Source organism: Xenorhabdus sp. KJ12.1 (genome assembly GCF_963876495.1).
Lineage (GTDB): Bacteria > Pseudomonadota > Gammaproteobacteria > Enterobacterales > Enterobacteriaceae > Xenorhabdus > Xenorhabdus stockiae.
Window position 1 is genome coordinate 63614 of the sequence record NZ_CAWNQH010000013.1, and the last position, 22489, is coordinate 86102.

Annotated in this window: 18 protein-coding genes and 1 pseudogene; 5 read left to right on the plus strand and 14 right to left on the minus strand. The window is 41.3% G+C overall.

Translation table 11 applies throughout. From position 1 onward, the window contains the following. Positions 1–3: 3 nt before the first annotated feature. The 4 genes from AACS92_RS02360 to AACS92_RS02375 form a co-directional block, all read right to left on the minus strand. Entirely contained in the window at positions 4–1620 is a 1617-nt protein-coding gene (locus tag AACS92_RS02360; RefSeq protein ID WP_099109767.1) for a (2,3-dihydroxybenzoyl)adenylate synthase, read from the minus strand. Next, a complete protein-coding gene (locus AACS92_RS02365; protein WP_241537926.1) occupies positions 1614–2783 on the minus strand; it encodes an isochorismate synthase in 1170 nt (389 codons plus the stop codon). The genes AACS92_RS02360 and AACS92_RS02365 overlap by 7 nt, the downstream gene beginning before the upstream one ends. A gap of 2 nt (positions 2784–2785) precedes the next feature. Next, positions 2786–2992 carry a hypothetical protein gene (locus AACS92_RS02370; protein ID WP_099109769.1) on the minus strand — a complete coding sequence of 69 codons (207 nt, stop codon included), beginning with the start codon at positions 2990–2992 and terminating at the stop codon, positions 2786–2788. A 518-nt stretch (positions 2993–3510) separates the two neighbouring features. Further along, positions 3511–6828 carry an inverse autotransporter beta domain-containing protein gene (locus AACS92_RS02375; protein WP_099109770.1) on the minus strand — a complete coding sequence of 1106 codons (3318 nt, stop codon included), beginning with the start codon at positions 6826–6828 and terminating at the stop codon, positions 3511–3513. Between the two features lie 596 nt (positions 6829–7424). Between AACS92_RS02375 and AACS92_RS02380 the strand changes: the two genes are divergently transcribed. Both AACS92_RS02380 and AACS92_RS02385 read left to right on the plus strand, forming a co-directional pair. Continuing rightward, entirely contained in the window at positions 7425–7730 is a 306-nt protein-coding gene (locus AACS92_RS02380; protein ID WP_099109771.1) for a hypothetical protein, read from the plus strand. A gap of 80 nt (positions 7731–7810) precedes the next feature. After that, positions 7811–8119, plus strand: coding sequence for a hypothetical protein (locus tag AACS92_RS02385; protein ID WP_099109772.1), 309 nt, complete (start codon positions 7811–7813; stop codon positions 8117–8119). A 383-nt stretch (positions 8120–8502) separates the two neighbouring features. Here the strand turns inward: AACS92_RS02385 and AACS92_RS02390 are convergent, their stop codons facing one another. From AACS92_RS02390 to tyrP, 3 genes are all read right to left on the minus strand, one after another. After that, positions 8503–9939, minus strand: a complete 1437-nt coding sequence (locus tag AACS92_RS02390) for an MFS transporter (protein WP_206602243.1) — start codon at positions 9937–9939, stop codon at positions 8503–8505. A gap of 162 nt (positions 9940–10101) precedes the next feature. After that, the gene (locus AACS92_RS02395) at positions 10102–10842 is read right to left on the minus strand and encodes an SDR family NAD(P)-dependent oxidoreductase (RefSeq protein ID WP_099109773.1); all 741 of its coding nucleotides are present in this window, start codon (positions 10840–10842) and stop codon (positions 10102–10104) included. Positions 10843–10983: 141 nt separating this feature from the next. Continuing rightward, positions 10984–12189: a tyrosine transporter TyrP gene (gene tyrP, locus AACS92_RS02400; RefSeq protein WP_099109774.1), complete on the minus strand. Its 1206-nt coding sequence runs from the start codon at positions 12187–12189 to the stop codon at positions 10984–10986. Positions 12190–12867: 678 nt separating this feature from the next. On the opposite strand from tyrP, the gene AACS92_RS02405 reads away from it, so the two are divergent. Together AACS92_RS02405 and hppD are read left to right on the plus strand one after the other, a co-directional pair. Further along, the gene (locus AACS92_RS02405; RefSeq protein ID WP_099109775.1) at positions 12868–13401 is read left to right on the plus strand and encodes a cupin domain-containing protein; all 534 of its coding nucleotides are present in this window, start codon (positions 12868–12870) and stop codon (positions 13399–13401) included. A gap of 193 nt (positions 13402–13594) precedes the next feature. Then, positions 13595–14668: a 4-hydroxyphenylpyruvate dioxygenase gene (hppD, locus tag AACS92_RS02410; RefSeq protein WP_099109776.1), complete on the plus strand. Its 1074-nt coding sequence runs from the start codon at positions 13595–13597 to the stop codon at positions 14666–14668. 453 nt (positions 14669–15121) lie between these two features. Here hppD and AACS92_RS02415 read toward each other — a convergent pair whose 3' ends face one another. From AACS92_RS02415 to AACS92_RS02445, 7 genes are all read right to left on the minus strand, one after another. Beyond that, positions 15122–15391, minus strand: coding sequence for a helix-turn-helix domain-containing protein (locus AACS92_RS02415; protein ID WP_099109777.1), 270 nt, complete (start codon positions 15389–15391; stop codon positions 15122–15124). 250 nt (positions 15392–15641) lie between these two features. Beyond that, positions 15642–16517 carry an integrase domain-containing protein gene (locus tag AACS92_RS02420; protein ID WP_099109883.1) on the minus strand — a complete coding sequence of 292 codons (876 nt, stop codon included), beginning with the start codon at positions 16515–16517 and terminating at the stop codon, positions 15642–15644. A gap of 837 nt (positions 16518–17354) precedes the next feature. Beyond that, positions 17355–17624 (minus strand): type VI secretion system PAAR protein, encoded by a 270-nt coding sequence (locus AACS92_RS02425; protein WP_099109778.1) that lies wholly within the window; start codon positions 17622–17624, stop codon positions 17355–17357. A gap of 71 nt (positions 17625–17695) precedes the next feature. Further along, positions 17696–18505 (minus strand): DUF4123 domain-containing protein, encoded by an 810-nt coding sequence (locus AACS92_RS02430; protein WP_099109779.1) that lies wholly within the window; start codon positions 18503–18505, stop codon positions 17696–17698. After that, positions 18502–20514 carry a type VI secretion system Vgr family protein gene (gene tssI, locus AACS92_RS02435; protein ID WP_099109780.1) on the minus strand — a complete coding sequence of 671 codons (2013 nt, stop codon included), beginning with the start codon at positions 20512–20514 and terminating at the stop codon, positions 18502–18504. The genes AACS92_RS02430 and tssI overlap by 4 nt, the downstream gene beginning before the upstream one ends. Positions 20515–20590: 76 nt before the next feature. After that, a complete protein-coding gene (locus tag AACS92_RS02440) occupies positions 20591–21427 on the minus strand; it encodes a hypothetical protein (RefSeq protein ID WP_099109781.1) in 837 nt (278 codons plus the stop codon). A gap of 13 nt (positions 21428–21440) precedes the next feature. After that, positions 21441–22052: a hypothetical protein gene (locus AACS92_RS02445; RefSeq protein WP_099109782.1), complete on the minus strand. Its 612-nt coding sequence runs from the start codon at positions 22050–22052 to the stop codon at positions 21441–21443. Between the two features lie 319 nt (positions 22053–22371). On the opposite strand from AACS92_RS02445, the pseudogene AACS92_RS02450 reads away from it, so the two are divergent. Beyond that, positions 22372–22461 (plus strand): annotated as a pseudogene (locus tag AACS92_RS02450) (hypothetical protein); the annotation flags it as partial. Positions 22462–22489 lie beyond the last annotated feature (28 nt).

Genomic DNA, 22489 nt, shown 5'->3' on the forward strand with positions numbered 1-22489 from the left:
TTCTCAATTTTCTAAGGCGGCGCCGGCAAGTGCTCGTAACGCCTGTTTATTAATTTTTCCTACCGGAGTAAGCGGTAGTTTAGGCAGACTTTCGAAACGATCGGGGATTTTGTAGTCGGCAATACCCTGTTCTCGCAACCAGCGACGGAACACCACTGGTTTTACCGATTCATGCTCGCGCGTCACTACATATGCGCAAGTTTTTTCACCCATCAGAGGGTCAGGAATAGCAACCAATGCGGCGTATACCACTGCTGGATGGCGCAGCAGAAGGTGTTCAACCTCTTCAGCGGCAATTTTTTCGCCGCCACGATTTATCTGATCCTTCTCGCGCCCAACGACTTTCAGATATCCGCCGGGAAGCTGAATAACTACGTCACCGGAGCAATAAAACCCGTGGCTGTCGAACACCGTTTGGTTATGTTCCGGGCTTCGGTAATAGCCCCGAAAAGTGTATGGGCCTCTGGTCATCAATAATCCCGGTTCTCCGAGCGGTACCGGGAGACCTTCCTGATTTGCGACCCATACCTCATCATCCTCGCTGATAGGGCGTCCCTGAGTGGTGAAGGTATGTGTATCGTTATCATCTAGTCGGGTGTAGTTCACCAGGCCTTCAGCCATACCAAATACCTGTTGGAGCTGGCAACCCAGTTCTGCTGGAATGCGTCTGGCCAGTGTTTCTCCCAGAGGAGCACCGCCGACCAGCATGACCTCCAGACTGGAGAGTTCCTCGGCGTGGCCTTTAAGACTAGTATATTCCAGCCAGATGCTGACCGCGGGTGGCACTAGGGCGACAAGATTGATCTGATGACGTTCTATAGCCGGGAAACACCCATCTGGACTTGGATCGGGAACGAGAATAACCTGACCGCCCGCATAGAATACGCCCAAAGCTCCTGGTGAACTCATAGGGTAGTTATGTGCAGCAGGCAGTGCGCAGAGATATAGGGTTTTACTGCTTACGTTGCAGATTGGGTTGCTGGCGCGGATACTGTAATAATAGTCATTGTGGGTGCGTGGGATCAGCTTGGGGGTGCCAGTACTGCCGCCGGAAAGCTGGAAAAATGCGACCTCATCTGCCGGAGTTGGCGTTGGAGTGAAGTCGCCCGGCTCTTCCGATATCAGACGTGAAAGCGAATGGTCTGAATCTGTATGGTGAAGTACGACTATATTCAGTTCCGGGCATTTATCCATCAGATGGTCAATAAGAACATCATCATGAAACTGGCGATGTTGGCGATCGGCAATGAGTATTTGGGGCTTAATTTGGAGCGCATACGCGGTTAATTCGCTGCTTTGATGGCTATAAAGCGCGTTCACAGGTGCGACACCCAGACGTAATAAGGCAAAAAAGACGATATAAAATTCCGCCTCGTTGCCGAGCTGAACCAGCGCAGTTTGCCCCTGACGCACACCGCGTCGGTGCAGAGAAGCGGCTAATCGGTTTACTGACTCATTAAGCTCGCGGTAGCTCCAGCTCCGCTCAGCGCAAAACAGTGCTTTGGCATCGTTCTCGCAGTGAATATCAAGAATATCGCTCAATGGACGGTCAATCCAATATCCCTTCAAGCGATAGCGTTCAGCCAGATCCTGAGGCCAGCGGTTGAATTCAATCATAATGTCTGCTCCTGTTGCGTCGCAAAGCCAAGTGCGCTCAGCATGGTGTTAAATTTGGTACGGGTTTCCATCCATTCATTTTCCGGAACAGAGTCTGGAACGATGCCGGCACCGGCGAATAGCTCAACCTGATGAGATCGAACTTTACCGCAGCGGATCGCCACAACCCATTCCCCATCTCCGTGGGTATCGCACCAGCCGACGATACCGCCAAACCAGCCGCGATCGAATGGTTCCAGCTCGCCGATCAGATTGCGGGATGAGGTATAAGGAGCGCCGCACAATGCAGGAGTGGGGTGAAGTAAGCAGGCAAGTGATAGAGCAGTCTCGCGATCATCGGCCAGTGTCCCCTCAATTTCAGTAGCGAGATGCCAGAGTGTAGGTGTGCTGAGTAGCGAAGGTTCAGGAATAGTCAGAGAATTGCAGAGATCTGTTAGTTGACGACGGATAGCTTCCGTGACCACCAAATGCTCATGGCGATCCTTTACGGAGGCTAACAGCTTTTCTCTGGCCTTTTGATCACTGGCGTTATTCTCGCCCCGTCGCGCAGAACCTGCAAGAGGGCAGGAGCACAGGGTATTCCCCTCTTTACGTAGCAGCAGTTCAGGGCTGGCACCAATCAGAGTGCCATCCATCAACGGCAAGTGAAAGTTATAGCTTTGTGGATTCTGTCTGTTGAGTTGTAGCCACAGGTTCAGTGCGCTCAGAGGGGGAATGCTTTCAATCTGTAGCAGGCGCGATAACACCACTTTATCGAGCGCACCAATGCGCAGAGGATTCAGCGCACTTTCCACCATGGCGCAATACGCATCGTGATCCGGAATGAAGTGAGCCTGGCCCTCCACCTGTACCGGAGAATCGGAGAGGTTAAAGGCATAGCGATCGAACCAATGACAGGTTTGTGGAATAAACAGCGAGCAAGGTTGGCGTTTATCAAAAGGAATAGCTCCTACGACAATAGGATTTTCTACTCCGGACTGCTGAGCCTGATGAAGCTGCTGCTGTACTTTTTGCTGGAACTCGCTTTCGACATGATGTCCGGATGAGGCCGGAAGTGTCAAAGTGGCGAAGCATCCCCGGGCGAGCAGACTTTTATGAGGTGACAGAAATATGAAGTCATCTTCTTGCAACGTAAGTGGCAGAAGGTTGTTGACGATACCAGACAAAATCAGGTCCCTCTTGTTAGTATAATGGTCAGTTTTTTCTCCATACCGGAGAGGAGGAAAATACCGCTGGCAAAGAAAATGCCAACCGCCAGTAGTGTCGGATACCAGATGTTATCTGTTATAGCTGGCTGTGGAGAAAATGCTGCGGCAAAAGTAGGGGAAACACGCCTCTTTACGGAAATTTTCAGCGCTGAGGTTGTAACTCTCACGATGCTAATCCCTCGCTAACTACATACGCTCCGTCAGATAGAATAGATGTTGAAAACATCACCACCTGAATCCCAAATTTTTCGCATAGAGCGATGAGTTTCATCACAAGTTTTTTTCTTATCTTAAACATAATCAAACACCGTCTGACTTTGCCTTATAAAAATAATCTAATAACCATCAATTAATTTGTGCTGCTTACAGGCGGCGCTGGAAACCCAATTTGATAAAACATTTATCATGAAGAGGTATGATCTCCTGAAGAAGAAAACGCTACTACAATATTGCAAATAGAAATGATTATCAATATAATTATCATTATTGATTATTTGCTGTTTTTGTGTCAAAACGGTTCTGTTGTATTAAGTGAATCATCCTGAGCTGTTATGCTGTGGTAAATTTGGATATCCCGCCAAAAAGTAAAAAGACCGCACTAGGCGGCCTTTAACAAAAACGCGATTTAACCTAAAAATATTGAATTTAATTCAATGTGTTAGATTAATTTACATTAACCATACACTCACTCTTTCAATTGACACAGTAATCTACCGAAATCATTAGAAGCATCAGGATTGAATTCAATTAAACCACCCTGTTCATAATAGTGATATAAAATAAACTTTCCTGTTTTGTCTTTACTTTTTATTTTTACTTTCAGATCCTTTGGCTGCCCCAGATAAGGCAAAAAACCAAAGCCAGAGAAGCCCTCTAAAGGTGCATAAGGATATTCAGAAGCATAAGGATATTCTCGCCCCAAAGAGTTACTGTTAGTTGACTCTTCAATAACATTCTCCTCAGTCATTGATTCAGCTTGACGTCCCTTTGAATATTGAAGATCAAGATTGTCACATGTGTTATTTATACTATTATCTCCCAGTTTTACTTTTCCGTTATTACCAACATCCGGGCTAAAAACATACTTCTTTGGATTGAATGTATATGTATACGCATATTTAGCTCCCGACTTGGCTTTAGTCACTGTTGCAATAACTGTTGCGGTTTTAGATGAGCTAAAAGTTTCAAAAGGAAAAGTAATTTTTTTATTCACTATTTTCACGAGATCAGAAGACGTGTCATATTCAATACCATCGTCATTGCTGGCAATAACCACAGGATAATGGCCTGGTCTTCGGTGTATCAGTGTTATTTTTAACCCTTCATAAACATTATACGGTTTATCTTGTGCATAAGTATGTTTATACGCATGAGCATGACGGCCGAAGATGAGTAGCCCTGCTTCCTGCACTACCGGTTTGAAATTGACGGGCATTTTGTCGCTATTACTGGCATATGTTTTACCATCATCAGTCGTGATATTCAGATTGACTTTGACGCCATCCACTCCCACTTTACTCACCAGTAAAGCTTTTAAATATCCATCATTATCTGTCGTTTGTTCCTGTTCTTGTTCTTTAAAATACAAATCATTATGCGCCAATTTATTTTCTATAATTCCCCATTTTGTCAGCAGTTTGTAGTTACGAAGTGGTTGCCCGTTTTCAGGATCGACAATTAAGACTCTGTAGGTATACTCATCTTTTCCATTCCCAAAGAGAGTTTCTTTTGGAGAAACTTCCATTTCACTTATGAACGATTTATCTCCAGGAGTAAAAGGATTAACCGTAACAGTTATTTCTGCGGTTTTGGAGAGTTTCCTGTTTTCTAACTCCACCGTGGCATGAATCGGGTAACTATTTACACCATTGGGGATATATTTAGGCAATTTAATTTGAATTTCATTACCCGCGCTCGGAAGTTCCCCACCATTTTTGCTGAATGCTTCTTCTGCCCGCCATGTCACTGGTTTGGTCGGCTCACTTGAAACCACAGCAGCAGTGACTGATATATTCTGATTACCATATCCATCAAGGGTATTCGGTAAGGTGATTTCTAATTCAGTATCTTTATCTTCATCTTTAACCGTAACAATAATTTCTGCGGTTTTGGAGAGTTTCCCGTTTTCTAACTCCACCGTGGCAGAAATCGGGTAACTATTTACACCATTGGGGATATATTTGGGCAATTTAATTTCAATGGGATTACCAACACTTGGAAGTTCCCCACCATTTTTTCTGAATGCTTCTGCCTTCCATGTCACCGGTTTGGTCGGCTCACTTGAAATCACAGCAGCAGTGACTGATATATTCTGATTACTGTATCCATCAAGGGTGTTCGGTAAGGTGATTTCCAATTCAGTATTTTTATCGTTAACCGTAACAGTCATTTCTGCGGTTTTGGAGAGTTTCCCGTTCTTTAATTCCACCGTGGCAGAAATCGGATAACTATTTACACCGTTGGGGATATATTTGGGTAATTTAATTTGAATTTCATTACCAGCACTCGGAAGTTTTCCACCATTTTTGCTGAATGCTTCTCCTGCCTGCCATGTCACCGGTTTAGTCGGTTTATTTGACGTGACAGTAGCAGTGACTTCTTTCTTCTCTTCACTATCTCCATCAAGGATCTTCGGTAAGGTGATTTCCAATTTAACCTCCTTAACCGTGACAGTCATTTCTGCGGTTTTGGAGAGTTTCCCGTTCTCTAATTCCACCGTGGCAGAAATCGGGTAACTATTTACACCATTGGGGATATATTTGGGCAATTTAATTTCAATGGGATTACCTGCGCTCGGAAGTTTCCCACCATTTTTGCTGAATGCTTCTTCTGCCCGCCATGTCACTGGTTTAGTCGGTTTATTTGACGTGACAGTAGCGATTATTGTTTCCTTATCTTCACTATCTCCATGAAGGGTATTCGGTAATCTAATTTCCAGACTCGGTTTTTCCCTGTGATCCAGCACAATGGTGTTATTTCTTTCCACTAAATCATAGCGGCTGCCGGCCAGTGTGCGCATTGATGAAACGCTATCCGGTGATAGCTGAACGCTCAGCGGGACACCAAATCTATAATTTAAATTGGCCTGAAAGCGGGCATCGCTGTGTTTGTTGGTGCCATGCCGATAATCTATGCCCATGGTTATCAGCGGAATTGGTGTATAAGTCATGCCTACTTTGGCAAAGCCGGGGTTTTTCTGTTTGGTATCACGGTTGAACAGAGTCACATCATCGCCAAAGTATTTTTCGTAACCCAGTTTACTGCCGATGTGCGGGTAAGCAGGCAGGAAGAACTCGCCATTGATATCAAAACCATTAGCAGGGCGCTCTTCCCAAAGTTTATCATCCCGTGACTGGCGCCATTTACTCAGGCGAATATAGGTATTGGCTGATAATTTCAGGTAATCAGCCCATGCTTCTGCACCCAATCCCAACCGGTTATTTTTGCCAGTGATGTCCTGATCAAAGAAAGTATTAAAACCATACATCCAATCTGAAATGAAATAACGGCTGCCAAAACCGAGGTTAACCGTATTTCGACTGTCTTTATTACGATAACCCAACTGAGAAAAAACCAGCCAGTCTACTTTATTATCATAAAGTGGAAATAATAGGTCTAATGAACTGTTATGCAGTTTACCTTTTCTATCTACAGATAAATTAATTTTTGCTGTACCAAATTGTGACAACCACTCTTGTACCTCGCTATTTATTGTTCCGTTCAATCTGCCCAACGCGTAAGATTTAGCCTGCTCTGCCAATTGGGATGGTGTAGATGATAATAAGCCACTAATCCTCTGAATATTTTGTGCGATCATGCTGGCTTTATCTTTTTCTATATAACCAGAAATATTTTCTTCGTCTTCAATCGGAGAAATAGTGCTTACTGTCAGATCCTGATGGCTTTCACTCACTGAAAATGTGTTCATAGCGACAAACGGTAATAAAAAAGCAAACATTAATATGAAAAACCGCCTGAATTTATTCAAAAAAATAAACTTCATAGATACATTCCTCAATAAAACGCAAAGTTTCACCAGCAAATTCACATTAAATATTTAGTTGAAATAAATTTTTTTGCACAATAAATCTAAATCATGAAACCTTTTTATCATTAAGTAATGAAAGGTTTTTATCAGGCGATAAATAAAAGTAATCACTTTTTATTATTTAAGGGTGAGAGAATTACTATTCTATACACAATGGATTTCAAGATGCGTCGCGGCGGCAAGAGAGTTTATCCCCGGGAGCATAGATATTAGCGATACCGCACATGTACTGAGAATTGCTACCTCCATAGTGATGAAAACACTAAAAAATGCAACCTCCCGAAGCGTAACAACCTTGCCGTTTGAAGGGGTGTTTTTGTGCCGTTTGGCGCATGAGCGGGTTTAATCAGGAAGAATAAATCACAATGGTAGAATATTTCATACAGCACAAAAGCCTGAAAGAGAGAATTGACATATTACTTATATAACAAATATTAAGGTAATGACTTTATGCTATTTAAATGAAGTTCCTATATATTAGGGTTTCTATCATTTTTTCATGATAAGACTAGTTTTGCTTTTCTAATATATGATGCTGATAGAGGTTTAATATGCATAAAGATACAATGGATTATAATGATACTAGTGAAGCATATGATTATTTTACAGTAGAGGGTAATATCATCTTTCTAGATGTAGCAACACCTAATAAAGATAATATCTCAGTTAACATAATAAATATAAATACAGGAGAAGGTATTCATGATGCTCGTTTAGCCTATGGTATAAACGAGGTGATTGGGGCTAAATTGCTTTCGGTGCTAGAATTGGCTTTTTTCTATAACAAGAAAGTAAGAGTGATAGGCTATGGAAGTGATAGAGAAAAAAGTATACAGTCAGTGATTATATATAAATAACGACCAAGGAATGGTTGATTATTTACTCTAAAAAATAATTTTAATATTATTAAAACAGATGATACTAAATGAGGTTGAAAATGGATAAAAATAGGACAAGCCCTAATAATATCGAAGGAGAACAGATTTTAGACTCAGTTAGCGGGTATGTTTCTGCTCTTCATGTCGCATCTCCTGTTTCAAATAATATATCTGTTAAAATAGTAGATGGTTCTAACAGAACAATACTTGAGGATGGTCGACTAACCTATGGAATAGATATAAGTCCAGGTGACAAGTTATTAAAGGTTTTAGAATTAGCACTAGTTCATAATAGAATAGTGAAAATAACAAAGCATATACACGAAGGAACACATTATATAGATAATATAGGGTTGGTCAGAGAGTAGGATTATAAAAATACTTATTAAATAACCTTTTGAGTCACAAGAATTATTTTTAAAACGGATAAGAGAAAAGGTTATAATAGTTCCTATTCGCGATTTTCCAGTTCCTAAAAGTTGCTATCTGGTAGTCCCCAAACAAAATGGAGTCTACCAGACTTCATTTAACTGTTAAGTCACAAAATATTACAATTTATCTTTGTATTATAAACTGTTATTAGCCCAGTATTGGTAAACACTCTTCCATTTATGCACAATTGTATAAAACCTTCTACTCCACGCACCAACCCGTAAAATCAAACAAGGTCTCACACATTATTCCTATTGGGAGAACGCCTGCTCAAAGCAGTTATGGCTGTAGTGCTAAAATCCTATTTGCATCAGTGCCATCATTTCTCTGTCTGCTCTCGTCTGACTATCCGAAAACTCAGTATTGCGCCCAATATTAGAAGAATAGCGATACAAAGCATGGCAGCGATAAATGCAGATGATATGGCTGATACATCATGCCGTGGGCCAAGCACGGTAAAGAAAATACCGCCAATAACAGCTACGCTGAGTGCTGCGCTGATTTGTAGTGTTGAGTTTATAATTCCAGAAATCATTCCAGAATAGCCTGCATCTACACGGCTGATAATCATCTTGACCAGAGTTGGTAGAGCCAGACCTTGACCATACCCGATCAAAAATAATATCAGAGCCAGCAAAACTCCAGACGGGGGATGGTCTGGTAGAGTTCCGGAAATAAGGATTATCAATGCGATGAAACCTGCTGCTTCTAGCGTCATGCCAGCAGAATTAACGAATCGACCCAGCCATCGTCCAGCAATTGGGATGGATAATGGACCCAGTAGGAAGCCCAATCCAAAAGGCAGAAAAACCAAACCAGCTGTTAATGGTGTTTCATCGAGTGCTCCCTGAAGGTAGATGGACAACAGGAGAAAGAAGGCGGCAATGGAGTAGAAAAGCAGTGCGACAACTAATCCTGAGCGTAGGCCAGGAGTTTGGAGTGCTGCTGGGTTAATCAGAGGTTCACCGCCGTTTGCAGCCAGGCGGGTTTCATAACGCCAGAAAACTACTGCCAACACTGGAGATAGAGCCAGTGATATCCAGGCCCATAGTGGCCATCCGGCTTCACGACCTTCAATTAATGGAATGACTACACAGCCTAGTGTTAACACGGACAGTAATACGCCAGTGAGATCTAGCCGACGGCTACGCTGTATTCTTGTTTCCTGTAATAACGGAAGGCCAAAAATAAGGACGAGAATGATAATAGGTAGATTCACAAGGAAGATGAGTCTCCACCCCAGTCCAAAGATATTTAAGGAAATCAGCATTCCTCCGAATACTTGGCCGATTACAGAGGCCAAGCCAAATATTGCACCATAAATTCCCAATGCTCTGGGTTTTTCGGCATCAGGGAAAATGGCCTGAATTGATGCTAATGCCTGTGGAGCCATGATAGCTGCAGTTAGTCCCTGTAAGGCCCGTCCGATAATTAATATCCAAGGTGACGTGGCAAGGCCACACAAGGTTGAAGCGAGAGCAAACCCGGTCAGTCCGATGAAAAAGATGCGATTACGGCCATAAATATCTCCCAGGCGACCACCCGTAATCAACATAACGGCATACATGGTTGCATAAGTAGAGATAACCAGCTGTTGTCCTGCTGGACTCATACCTAGCTCATCCCTGATATCGGGTAACGCCACATTGACAATAAAAAAATCGAGTGGAGGAAGAAATGCACCGACTAGCAGTATGGCAAACATAATCCAGCGCTGGGGAGATGAGTCCCTTTTAGCGGCATTCGTATTTATCATGTTTTGCTACCTTTATGCATATAGGCGTAAATCAGTTCAAAATTAACTGAGTGTGTTATACAGAAGTTAGTCTGCATAATCATTTCTGCTTCAATAGGGCTGGGGTTACCCAATACGTATAGCCTATTGGTAAATTAGCTATTTTCGTCTGCTTGGATTGATTTAAGCGTTGAAGCCACCATCTACGTCAATCACTGCGCCCGTAATGTAACGCCCACTGTTACTAGCTAAATATAATACGGTTTTAGCAATATCTTCGGGTTGACCATAGGTATTGAGAGCTAGTTTAGCCAATGTAGATGAAGCTCGCGGTCCATTGGCTGGATTCATATCGGTGTTGACTGGTCCAGGATTAATTAAGTTGACTGTGATGCCTCGTTTACCCAGGTCATGGGCTACACCTTTTGTTAAACCAACCAGAGCTGACTTACTAGTAGCATATAAGCTGATACCCGATCGTCCGGCTCGAGTGGCAAGGCAGCTTCCCAGAGAAATGATACGACCACCATCTGGTAAATATTTGACCGCTTGCATGATGGCAACAAACACAGCTCGTAGGTTAACTGATATTGTGCGCTCAAAATCGTCCGGTGTAAGTGAATCAATAGTGCCTGTCAGAAAATTGCCAGCATTGTTGACCAGAATGTCGAGTTGCCCAAGTTTAGCGACTGCCGTATCTACAGCGGAAATCATTTGCTTGACATCGTAGGCATCGGCAGCAATGATTTCAGCTCGTTGACCGAGTGTGTGGATCTCTGCCGCAACTGCTTCTGCTTTGTTCTTGGATGTGTTGTAGGTAATAGCAACATCTGCGCCATGTGCAGCCAGTATTCGAGCAATGGCGGCACCAATACCGCGGCTGCCACCAGTAATGAGAGCAACTTTACCTGTGAGTGAACTCATGGTTAAAACTCCTATTTATAATTAAAGCTAAAAGATCATTTCTGAGGCAAGGGTTAAGTGATAGGAACATTCATTAAAGCGATGCATTACTTTTTCTAAGCCATCATGACCGCATCATTGAAAATGTGGAAATGTTTTTTATTAGCCTATTTCCGGAAGTGCTCCGCTAACAATACCAATCTGAATAGCAATTACCGTAAGGCCACAAAGAAAAACTAGTATCAACGTTGGATTACGGCCTTTAACACGATATCCTCCTTGATTTTCTTTACGACAACGCCAGACCAACAGGCAAGGCAGTAGTAACGCCAGAATTGATAACGCAACAGCGGCGAACGATAATGCCATAACAAAGTTAGGGTAAAATAGGGCACATAACATAGGTGGAAGAAATGTTATCAGGCCAGTTTGCAAACGTCCGATGGTATGGTTGCGGCGTTTCAGTAGGTCGGCAAGATAATCAAACAGGCCGAGTGAAACACCCAGAAATGAAGTTACCAATGCAAGGTCAGCAAACAGACGGGCGGAAAGTTCCATTCTTGGTGAAATAACAATTTCCCTTATGGCTTGCAATAAACCATTTAATCCAGATTGTTGAGCAAGGATTCCAACAAAGGTTTTGGAAGAAATTGCCCCAAGAGTGACTAATTGCCACAGAATATAAGCACACAAGGGAATAGCACTACCGATAATAATTATTTTTCGTAGTTTATTTGTATCCCCTCCTATATAGGAAACGATACTCGGTACACTTCCGTGAAAGCCGAATGAAGTAAAAATCACCGGGATGGCAGATAACACAAGCCCTTGTTCTAACGGCATTGATATGAGATTGATTTTATCAACATGAGGCATCATCACGCTGAGTACTATCACCAGAAACACGATTTTGGCAGTAAACACTAAACGATTAATAAAATCAACGGATTGGGTGCTGATACATACGACACCACCGAAAATTATCGTAAACGCAATGATCCCAATGGAAACAGATATTTTTTTACCCAGCCAAGAAGACAGGCTGACAGCCAACAATTCACCAGCCCCGCTGATATATGCCGTTGTCAGAGCATACATCAGGAATAGCATACTGAAGCTCGCTAATACCTGCCCACCGGTACCTAAGTAGTGTTTTGCAATCGTTCCCAGACCGGTACTGGCCTTATTATGTTGATAAACTTCTACCAGCAGGAGTCCGGTATAGCACATCAATGCCCACAGTACGATTAACATAATCAGTGTCGTTCCAAAACCGACACCTGCTGCAGCCAGTGGCATAGCTAGCATTCCTGCTCCAATAGTCGTGCTGGCTATGATAAAAGTACTACCAATAGTGCGATTCTTCACGCTAGCCTCATTTTTGCATGGGTTGATAAAATTGTGTCAATAAAAATTATTCCTCAATGGAATGCAGCGAAAAGCGCCACTTTATTGATTTTCATAGTTCTCCATTTTTGTAAAAGAATTACGAAGCATAGATACTGTGGTTAGAAATTAAAATTTTAAAGCGTAACTTCCTGTACTAATACCCTGCGTAATCTTATTAATACAATTTGGCGTTGAGTAGATACATTTATATTAATAGTATAATAACAATGAATGGTTCTGTCGCATTAAGCCCTGTCTGGATAGTATTGCATTTTTTATTGATTGAACTGATGATGTTAATAGGTGTGACATTGTTCATTATGATGGCCTCTCTTTATTGAAATAAATCATATATTTTCAATACACTGCTGATAGGGGGAGAGATGACTGTCTCCTTATGAACGACAAAGTGATAAAGGTGTTAATTGAATATAGGTGTTTTATTTATATAGGTAATAAATTTATTTTACACTAGACATTTAACCACATTTCATATGGTTGATAATTATAATTAATTATTTTTTCAGAGTATTCTCTGAGGAAAATTTTTATTTTTGTTGAATTGAGACTATATTAATAATTGAGTGTGATTTGTTGTTTTATGTGTTAATAGAAACGACCCATTTAAGAAGCAAAAAAGCAAAGGAAATTAACATCATGAGTAGTTATCCAAACAACAATATTAAAGAACAAACACCAGCTATTCTATCAGTAGAAGAGGGGGAGCAATTAACCAGGCGTTGGGGATATCCTTTAACAATTAAGGTAGATCCTGTTACTACTGGAGCAAAAAGATTTTCTGTTGGTACTGAGGATATTCCTCCAGGAAAGGTTATTCCTCGTCATCGTCATACACATTCAGAAGAGCTAATAATCGTACAATCAGGCTCTGTAATTGCTGACATAGGCAATGAAAGGCGTGCTTTAAGTGCAGGTGGAATGGCCTATGCTCCAGAAAATACGTGGATGGGGTTCGAAAATAGAGGTAATACAACTGCAACGATAATATGGATTTTTACTACCCCCGGATTTGAAGAATATGTTAGGGCAACATCAGTTCCCTCTGGCGATCCGGTAATTCCACTTTCAGCCAGTGAATTAGCTGAGATTCGTAAAAAATATAAATCCTACATCGAATTAGAAGGTGGGAATTTCGATAGCTATCCTACTGATGTGAAAAATAAAAAATAAACCTTATCTAAAGTTTTTCAAAATATTAAAATAAACTAAATATGTGGTTTTTATAATTACTTATTTCTATTTGTTGGGTTTGAATTTCATTTAAATATCAGCTGTAACTCTATTGTTGAATATTATTTTGTCTCCTATATTTATAGGTGGGATTATACTCTGTAAATTTTCTTGTTAATTATTAGGAGGAATTATGACTGATATTTTCGAAAATCCAATGGGATTAAATGGATTTGAATTTATCGAGTTTTCATCACCAGAACCAGATTTACTTGAACGTACTTTCGAACTATTAGGGTTCATTGAAATAGCCCGACATCGTTCTAAAAATGTTTCTTTGTACCGTCAAGGTGAAATTAACTTCATTGTCAATAGAGAGCCTCAAAGTGCCGCTGCTTATTTTGCTTCTGAACATGGTTCAGGTGCCTGTGGCTTAGCTTTTCGTGTCAAAGATGCTCATCAGGCCTATAACCGGGCTATAGAATTAGGAGCACAACCTATCGAAATTCCTACTGGTCCGATGGAACTACGTCTGCCTGCTATTCGTGGTATTGGTGGTACGACACTATATTTGATTGATGACTCTAAAGAAATAATTTCAATATATGACATTGATTTTCAATATCTAGATGGTATAGATAAGTATCCAAGAGGCTATGGCTTTACAAAAGTTGACCATCTTACTCATAATGTCTACCGAGGTCGTATGATCTTTTGGGCAAATTTTTATGAGAGTGTATTTAATTTTCGTGAAATTAGATACTTTGATATTAAAGGTGAATACACAGGTTTAGTTTCTAAGGCAATGACTGCACCTGATGGTAAGATCCGAATACCTCTTAATGAAGAATCAGATAAAGGTCCTGGTCAAATAGAAGAATTTTTAATGAAATTCAATGGAGAAGGTATTCAACATATAGCATTACTTACTGATGATATTTTTCATAGTGTGGATAAACTAATTGAAGCAGGGGTTCCACTTATGAAAGCTCCTCCAGAAAGTTATTATAAAATGCTTGCTGAGCGCATACCTAATAATGGTGAGGATCCTAAGCTACTTCAAAGAAGAGGTATTCTCTTGGATGGTTCTATCGAAAATGGAACGCCCCGCTTACTATTACAAATATTCTCAGCTAATCTATTAGGTCCAGTGTTTTTTGAATTTATCCAACGTAAAGGAGACCAGGGATTCGGAGAGGGTAATTTCAAAGCATTATTTGAATCCATTGAGCGAGATCAGGTTGAACGTGGAGTTATAACAATTTAATACTTGAAAACAAAGAAATACCACTATGTGCTTTATATCTGGGTCGGTATCTTTCTTGTATTATATTTATTAACTTGAGGTTATGCTGTAACACTTTGTAATATAGCTACAACTGTCTTCCGATTGATATGAAAAATTAAAGTTCGTGACATATCACAATAAATCTTTTATAAGATGTGTCACGATAAAAATAAATAAAAGAATTATATTCGATCTTCAGAAGACATGAGAGGGATGAGAACTCTACTGGGCTCTGGAGATTTGTGAAAGAGTTTCACAATAAAAATTTGCAATGTTGCGCGAGAAAATTTGGTTTGTAACTATTTTTCATCTTTACATTAAAGAAAAAAAGCCGTGAGGGTTAAAAATGGTCAAATTGGGCTGCCATTTCACGCTCAGGGCTTCATATTAAAATTTATCATTTTTACGAAATCGATCACAAATTAAAGTCAGTTATTCCTGTGGCTTAGAACGGGCTTTCCTTTCTAATAATTCTCCAGTATAAGAATCGAAATACCGACTAGGCCAGATCTCTGAGGGATGGATGCCAAGGTAATTTGCGATAATCCATTCACCTTTAGGCCACGGCCTGCTGAATGCATTTGCCAATGTTGATGAACTGAGCCCCGCTTCTCGAGAAACAGCCGCTAAGGTTGTACCACGCTTACGTAATGCTGCGATGATATCGGCCTGATGCCAGTCAGTTCTAATGTTGTTATTCATTCCTGCTACCCCTTCCATTAATTAATATTGATGGCGGTGATTCAAGCAAGGTTCGCATTACCGGAGTATCCACCGGTGAGGCCGAAGCCTCCCCTGCCTGAATCACCATTGAAAGGGTGATAGCAGACGCACTGGTAGAAACATCCTACCAGTGTTTGGATACTACAGGGATGCGAAGCCCTGACCACTAGATTTTGCTAATGGCGGGAATACTTAACTGATTGTTTTATCTAACTCAATAACCGAACGGCTAAGTTGAACGACTATAAACCCGTTCAACGTAACGCCCGCGACCATCACCGTGCCCCAAATCCATTGATACCAGTGCTCTTGATTCCTGACGGCTAAAACCATTTTTTTGGTAAAAATTAAGCGCATCCTGCGCCCACGCATAGCGCAGACTATGAGGAGAATAGCGGCCTGTTAAACCAATCTTTGTGGTATGTGTCCGCCAGTAATTCATGGCCTGTTTGAGATCCGGTTTATCAAACAATCTGCCGCCACGTTGCTCTGCAATAGCCATGGCCTGCTCGACAGCTTCTTTTACTGCTGCAACATCCAATACACGGGTTTGTCTTGGCCGGCCGCCTTTTGTACCGAAAACAACATGCAGTTTCGGCTCTGGCTGTTCTAATTGTTTGCGCCAGCTTTTCAATGATGCACTGCATTGTACTACTTCCTGAGAACGTAATCCCAACAATCGGGCAAGTTTTAAGGTGACGGCAAATCCAGCATCACGTTCAAGTGCTTTCTGATAAACAACCTGAAACGTAGTATCAGGGATCGCCTGCTTAGTTCCGGCGCGGCTGGTGCCGCTTAATCCCAATGCCTGATTGCTCAAACGCGGCGAAGTTTCCAATTTTTCCCGGCCTGCCATGCGGAAGATATTACGCAACGCGGACATTTCATTTTGTACTGTTCGTTTGGCAATCCCCTGAGATAAACGGGTATCAACGTACTGCTCTACATGTTTGGCTTTCAAACTCTTAAGGCTTTTCACCTGAATATTCAGGCTCAATAACAACCCACCCAAACGTCCTGCAATCCGAATACGATCATGGCAGGTCTTATGACTGCCGCCACCTTGTCGGGCAAAAAACTTTAATTCTTTCATCAATCGACTCATCTCATTTTCCCTGTTGATACCTAACGATATGCGATCTCTGGCGCGCGTCAGTGCGGCAAAACAGAAAGCACCGGTTTTGCCCTTGACGAATATCTGTGCGCCAGAGTGAACGCAGGTTGAGGTATTGCGGGGTATCGGTTGAGTACGCGGTACTGCCGCCTGTGTTAACAGGTCATCCCCACCGGCCAAATGCCAGCCTCGATATCGTCAAGTTCTCCTTTTTCAATCTAAAAATGCAGTGTCAGATTCACTGCGTGGTGAAGCAGGCGTGAGCCTGTCAGGGTTCGATTATTCTTTGGCTGCGGCGTCACTTTCAGCGGTAAACCGGCAAAAAGTGACGCCTTGAGTTCCGCGAACGGTCAGCAAAAGTCGTACAAGCGTTGAAATGCCCACAGGTACGGCAAAACGCCGCAAGGTTCAGTATCAAACGGGTACAATGAGTTAATTGTTTGGGCGTGGAAAAATTGTTTGCTGAATATTTCAAACAGAAATAGTGAGAAATATGAACTGGGCGGACGGAAACCATCCTGTTGTTCATTGAAGATAAATGAAAATAGGGGTTATGTTGATTTGAAACGTCAGTGCATTAATCAATATCCAACACACTTCGATTCGGTGGCAATATAAAAACACCTTTTGGGGTGTATTTTTAGTTTAAAAAACCTTCATCACCAGACAAGGGGTTTATGTCTGACAATATCTGCTTCCAAAGGTGTGCAGATGTACCGCAGTTTTGCTCTCCCTTTCAGGCTACGGGAGTTTTTTTGCCATTACAGCTATGTGACCATCTGTGGTGGTCGGTAATTCGTTTCAGACTAACTGATTTATTAAATATCCTCAACCAATATTTACGCTGCCTCCACCGATAACAACACCACCACAATCAACCGTATCACCCGTTCTGGCAGCCGGTTTCCCCTCAATAAAAACTGATCCCGATCCGCTTGCTATCGTTCGCGAATGAGATGAATGTGATTGCAGAGCATCTCCCTGCCGAGCGAGATAAACACCATCAACTTTGACGCTACTGGCACCAGCAATAACGGGTGTTGCCGGACAATCACCATGTTTTGTGCCAATATCACCGATTTTGACTGCATTTCCCATACTGTTTTTCTCCATGGATATTAGAAAATGGAAACATATTTGCAAGTTCCCAAGGAAGTAGTGACATCCGGTTAAATGTTATCAATAAATTTATTAGCTCTATACCAGCCGGGAGTACCATCATCAACAAGACTGGATAAGATTGATTTATCAAAATTATCAATGTCAAAACTATCTTCTCTAATCACTTTATTAAGAATTCCTTCTATAGAGCCCGTGTCAGTGATTTTTTCGGAAAGCAGGTGATCATAGAAAAAAGCTAAAAATGGCATGGAATTGACGATACTTATGCTTTTTCTCAGCTCTGCCAATTCAGATAGCAAAATCGAATAAAGTTTTTGTAAATATTTTTCTTTTTGCTTTATTCCTATTAACTCATACTGTTCTTCGCTGATTTTGAAAATCTTATATCTTCCTTTGGCATTATCAGGGTATTTTTCTCTAATTTTTAGGAAATTATCTTCTTTATATTCACTTTGGTAATCTGTCGCTACTTTTTGAATCGGTCCTAAAAAACAATGAATTTCCCAGTCACTCAGTACATCAAGAAAATCCCAGATATTACGCGGATCGTAAAAACGGAAAAATACAGGTTTATCCTGCTGAGGAAGCAATACTTGCAGGTATTTACGTAAATGTTGTCGAACGGTTTTCATGTTTGCTTCGCTGTGAACGAAGACTCCCCACGGTGTTCTACGGCACTCCAGCCAAATTTTAACTTTTTCATTTACTTGAACCAGATAAGGCGCAATTTTAACTAATTCTGGTTGGAGAGGTTCACCATAGAGGCAGGTGGAGGGTGGATCATAATGTTCAAGCATCAAAAATAGGTCAGGTTCTGCTGCACCGTCAATAATAGCGTAAAGGGTTTCTTGGCTCATTCTTGATTCTCCTTATCTTTCATTGGGCAGTGGGCGACGAACATTGAACCTTCACTTGCCGCTGCAAGTAGAATGGCGGGGTTAGCGGGTGCAAGTAAATCACCGGGACTACCACCGGAATTCAGATTAATAGCTATGCCTTTGATATCAATGCCGCCGCCATGAAGCACAATAAAACTCCCGCCAACACGAAGGGTAAGTTTGCTGCCACTTTGTAGTGTCAGATCTCCTTGCGCATCAACACTGACGATACCTTGAATTTTTTCGGCCAGGTCACCTTTGATTTGTAATGAACGGTCACCATCAATTTGCTCAATATAGTTGCCGGTGGTTTTATGATCCTGCTGACCTTCAACGGTAATCTTGCGATTATTAGCTATCACCAGCTCATCATCGTGACCAATACTGGTTGTGCGGTCGTAGTTAATACGTTCACTCCGCGAATTGCGCACTTGAATGGCCAGATTCTTTTGAGCATGAATAAAGATTTCTTCGCGATCTTTCTCATCTTCAAAACGTAATTCGTTAAACCCTTCGCCTTTGTGGGTTTTTGAACGTATCGACATCTGAGTTTTTGCCATAGGCAGGCGGTTTGGTGGAATGTTGTTCGCGTGATAAGCTCGCCCGACAATAATCGGTTGGTCGGGATCGCCGTGGATAAAATCAACCAACACCTCATGACCAATACGGGGAATAGCAATCATTCCCATTAATTGTCCAGCCCAGGCTTGACTGACACGTACCCAGCAAGAACTTTGGTCATTGAATTCACCATACCTGTCCCAGTCAAACTGTATACGAACACGCCCATGTTCATCACAGAAGATTTCTTCTCCTTCAGGCCCAACGACAGTGGCAATATGTGGGCCTTCCATTCTGGGTTTGGGATAGGGGGAAGGGCGGTAAGAATTTTTTCGGGTGGTGAAGGTAAATTGGTTGGACAGCCATGTCCCACCATCACCGGATTGGGTTTTATCTGCTTGTGGCTGGCGACCAGAATGAGTAATGTGGATAAGCTGCCATTGGTCGTTGAAAGTTTCCCTGGGATGATCCGTCAGGTTAAACAGTTGCCCCGGCCACATGGCAAAACAGTCTCCATGGCCGTTGCCAAGCTGAGTATCCCGTCGCAGGTATTCAAGACGATACTGGCTTGCCCGCTGGCCTAGATCATCGTCCTTAAAGCGGCTGGGGAAATCGTAATAATGATAGCTGTTCAAGATCCGCTGATTATTTAGATTGCGCCCTTCATACCAGAACTCACGGTTCCAGCGGGGGTTCTTAAACGTTCTGTCTTTAGTGGTGATATTGGCAACACCAACACGCTCTGACCAGCTAAATTGGTGAATACAGGTTGTTTCACCTGTGACGTCAGCTTCGGGGCGATAAGGAACGCTAATGACCTGATTAAGGGACAGACTGGAATCGTGAAATATGATGCGTTGCTCGTGCTGCTCCTGATCGAAAACGAAATAGTAAAAAATACCCTCATCAGCCAGTAAGCGTTGAATAAAGGCCAAATCACTTTCATCGTACTGAACACAAAATTCCCGTGGTGGATGTTTATAACCCAGAGCAAAGAAAAAACTGCGTACACCGTTTTCCCTGAGCAGGCTTTCCACAATATCCACAACGGACTGATTTTGGAAAATCCGGCTATTGACCCGCAGAGAAGTACGCCATAACGGAGGTTGAATAGTGATACGATAATGACTAACATGACGTCCGGTGGAAATCAATGAAAATTGAGTGACCATCCCTGTGATTTGTCGTTCAACTTGTCCATTGCGATGTACGGCAAAAGCGGCATTACTGTCGAGAACATTGGCAAAGTCAATCTCCGGGCTTTTACAGGTTAGAGTGGCTTCCAGTCGGAAGGGAGAAGATAGTGATTCATGTAGGGAAAAATCGACAACAGCAAAGGTTTGTTCGGGTAAGTTTTCCGTAATCAGTGTAAATCTTAACCCTGAGCGATCAAATAGTTGGTTGATTTTATCTATTACCCTGCTCATTTGTGCTCTCCATGATATTGGGGTGGATCAATTTATTAGTTCACTACGACTCTATGAATTCAAGAGATATTTCCATTTAGCTGATTTTAATATCTGTTTTATTGCTATTTGTTTGAGTAAGTATTATTTGTGATAGTGTTTTTTTAGGCGGTTTATTGTAATGTTGTTTATTTAGCTCACTATCAGGGAATGGCGCAGGAATTGATTTTATATGCGGGATGTTATTATCCACCTTAAAATCACCATCAAATTTTTTAAATATTTTATTGATTTTATTAATTCCAGTAAAGTCATTCCATGTTATTTCGGGTATGAGTCCTGCACTGCGAAGTGCTTTCCAAGTAAAATCAATACAACTATTCGTCGCACCATTATATCCAAGATTAAAATCTGGGTTATTTCCACTTTTAGCTAATTCGCCGTATTTCTTCAATTTATTATAGTGTTCTTCTGCAATTTCCATGGTACGACTATATCGTGGATTTTCATAATGTATTGTATCTTCTTTTGTCACCCTACCTGCTCCCGTAATTCCTGATACAATAGGTGCAAATCCATAGGAGTCATTAACATAACTGTCTGAAATTTCATACCACATATGTCCAGCCGCCGATGTTACTCTTTCACCTTTTTCAAAGTGAGGCGTTCCATCATCGTTATTAAGAGGCGTGCCCGGATGCGCTGCGTAAATAATAACGATATACCTTTTGTCTAAAGATTTAATTAAATTTTCTACAAATTCGGGTCTTGCTTGTGGAGGTGCACACGTAGCACATGGTTTTCCTGCGGCATAATTTGTTTTTTGATCAGGATAAGCACTGGCATTGATACGTTTTTCTTTATTTTCTTTTGAAAGAGTATTGTCGTTAGCAATTTCTATTAATAATTCTTCTGTCGTGTTTTTTGGTGTCATTTTTTAAATCCATTTATATTGATCTCTGATCAATATAAATGGAATAACTTAAGTCATTCATTTTTAATGCTGACAAATCAGCTAGTACTTCCACTGTCAACCGATATTGCCCATATTGATATGGGGATCCAAAATCCACTAAACCAAATAAATTATTACCTGACCACCCAGATGAAGAAGTTACTCTTGTGTGAGTTTTTTCATATACTATGCTTTCTGTTAAATCATCATTTATTTTATATATTTTTATATCAAAAATAGGCTTTCCTTTAAGGTTATGTATAGGGCTGCTTCCTCTAAATATGTCACTAACATAGAACCCTAAATTAGAATTTTCGCGTTTTTTAATATTCAAACTAATTTTAGGTGATGGAGTATTAGCAGGAATAAGATAGAGAAGTTTAGGTTTAGGTTGAGGAACCTTCCAAAACACCAAATCTACTTTTTCCCCTTTTTCATACAGCTTAATCGGAGCTTCGATCGCGTGGTAACCACCAAGTGTAGTTGGTTTAGGATTTAAAAAAAAGTAAGGATCTTCTGTGGGGGGACGCATCCACTGGATTAGTATTACGATACCCGCACCTAAAAAAGCAGCCAAAGCCAGTAACATAGTTTTTTTCACCATATTTGCTCTTTCCATTCATCAGAAGCAAAGAAAATTTAGGATTCCGTGCCACAGTTAAATTAATAGCTACGATCTCATTACATCTGAGAAGCTAAGCCGACTAAAACCTGTTTCTTATCAATGACAACGACTTACCGTAAGTACATATACCGAATAAGATATAACAGAATAATTTATCTATTCAAGTGTAAATAGAGATACCTCAAAAGAATTGTGATTAACTTCTCTTCTTAAATAAAATCAGTTAATTACATCATTTAAATTTCACGTAACACAATAGATTCAAATTACACTGACGCGCTACGCTTGTCTTCTATGGGTTGAAGCATGGTGTGCTCAGTTTGGTCTGGCACTGACAATTCCGCATGACAGCGAGTATATGCAACTCAAGTGGAGGCAGGAACAGTGACAGATAAGGACGTGGTATTTAATCAATG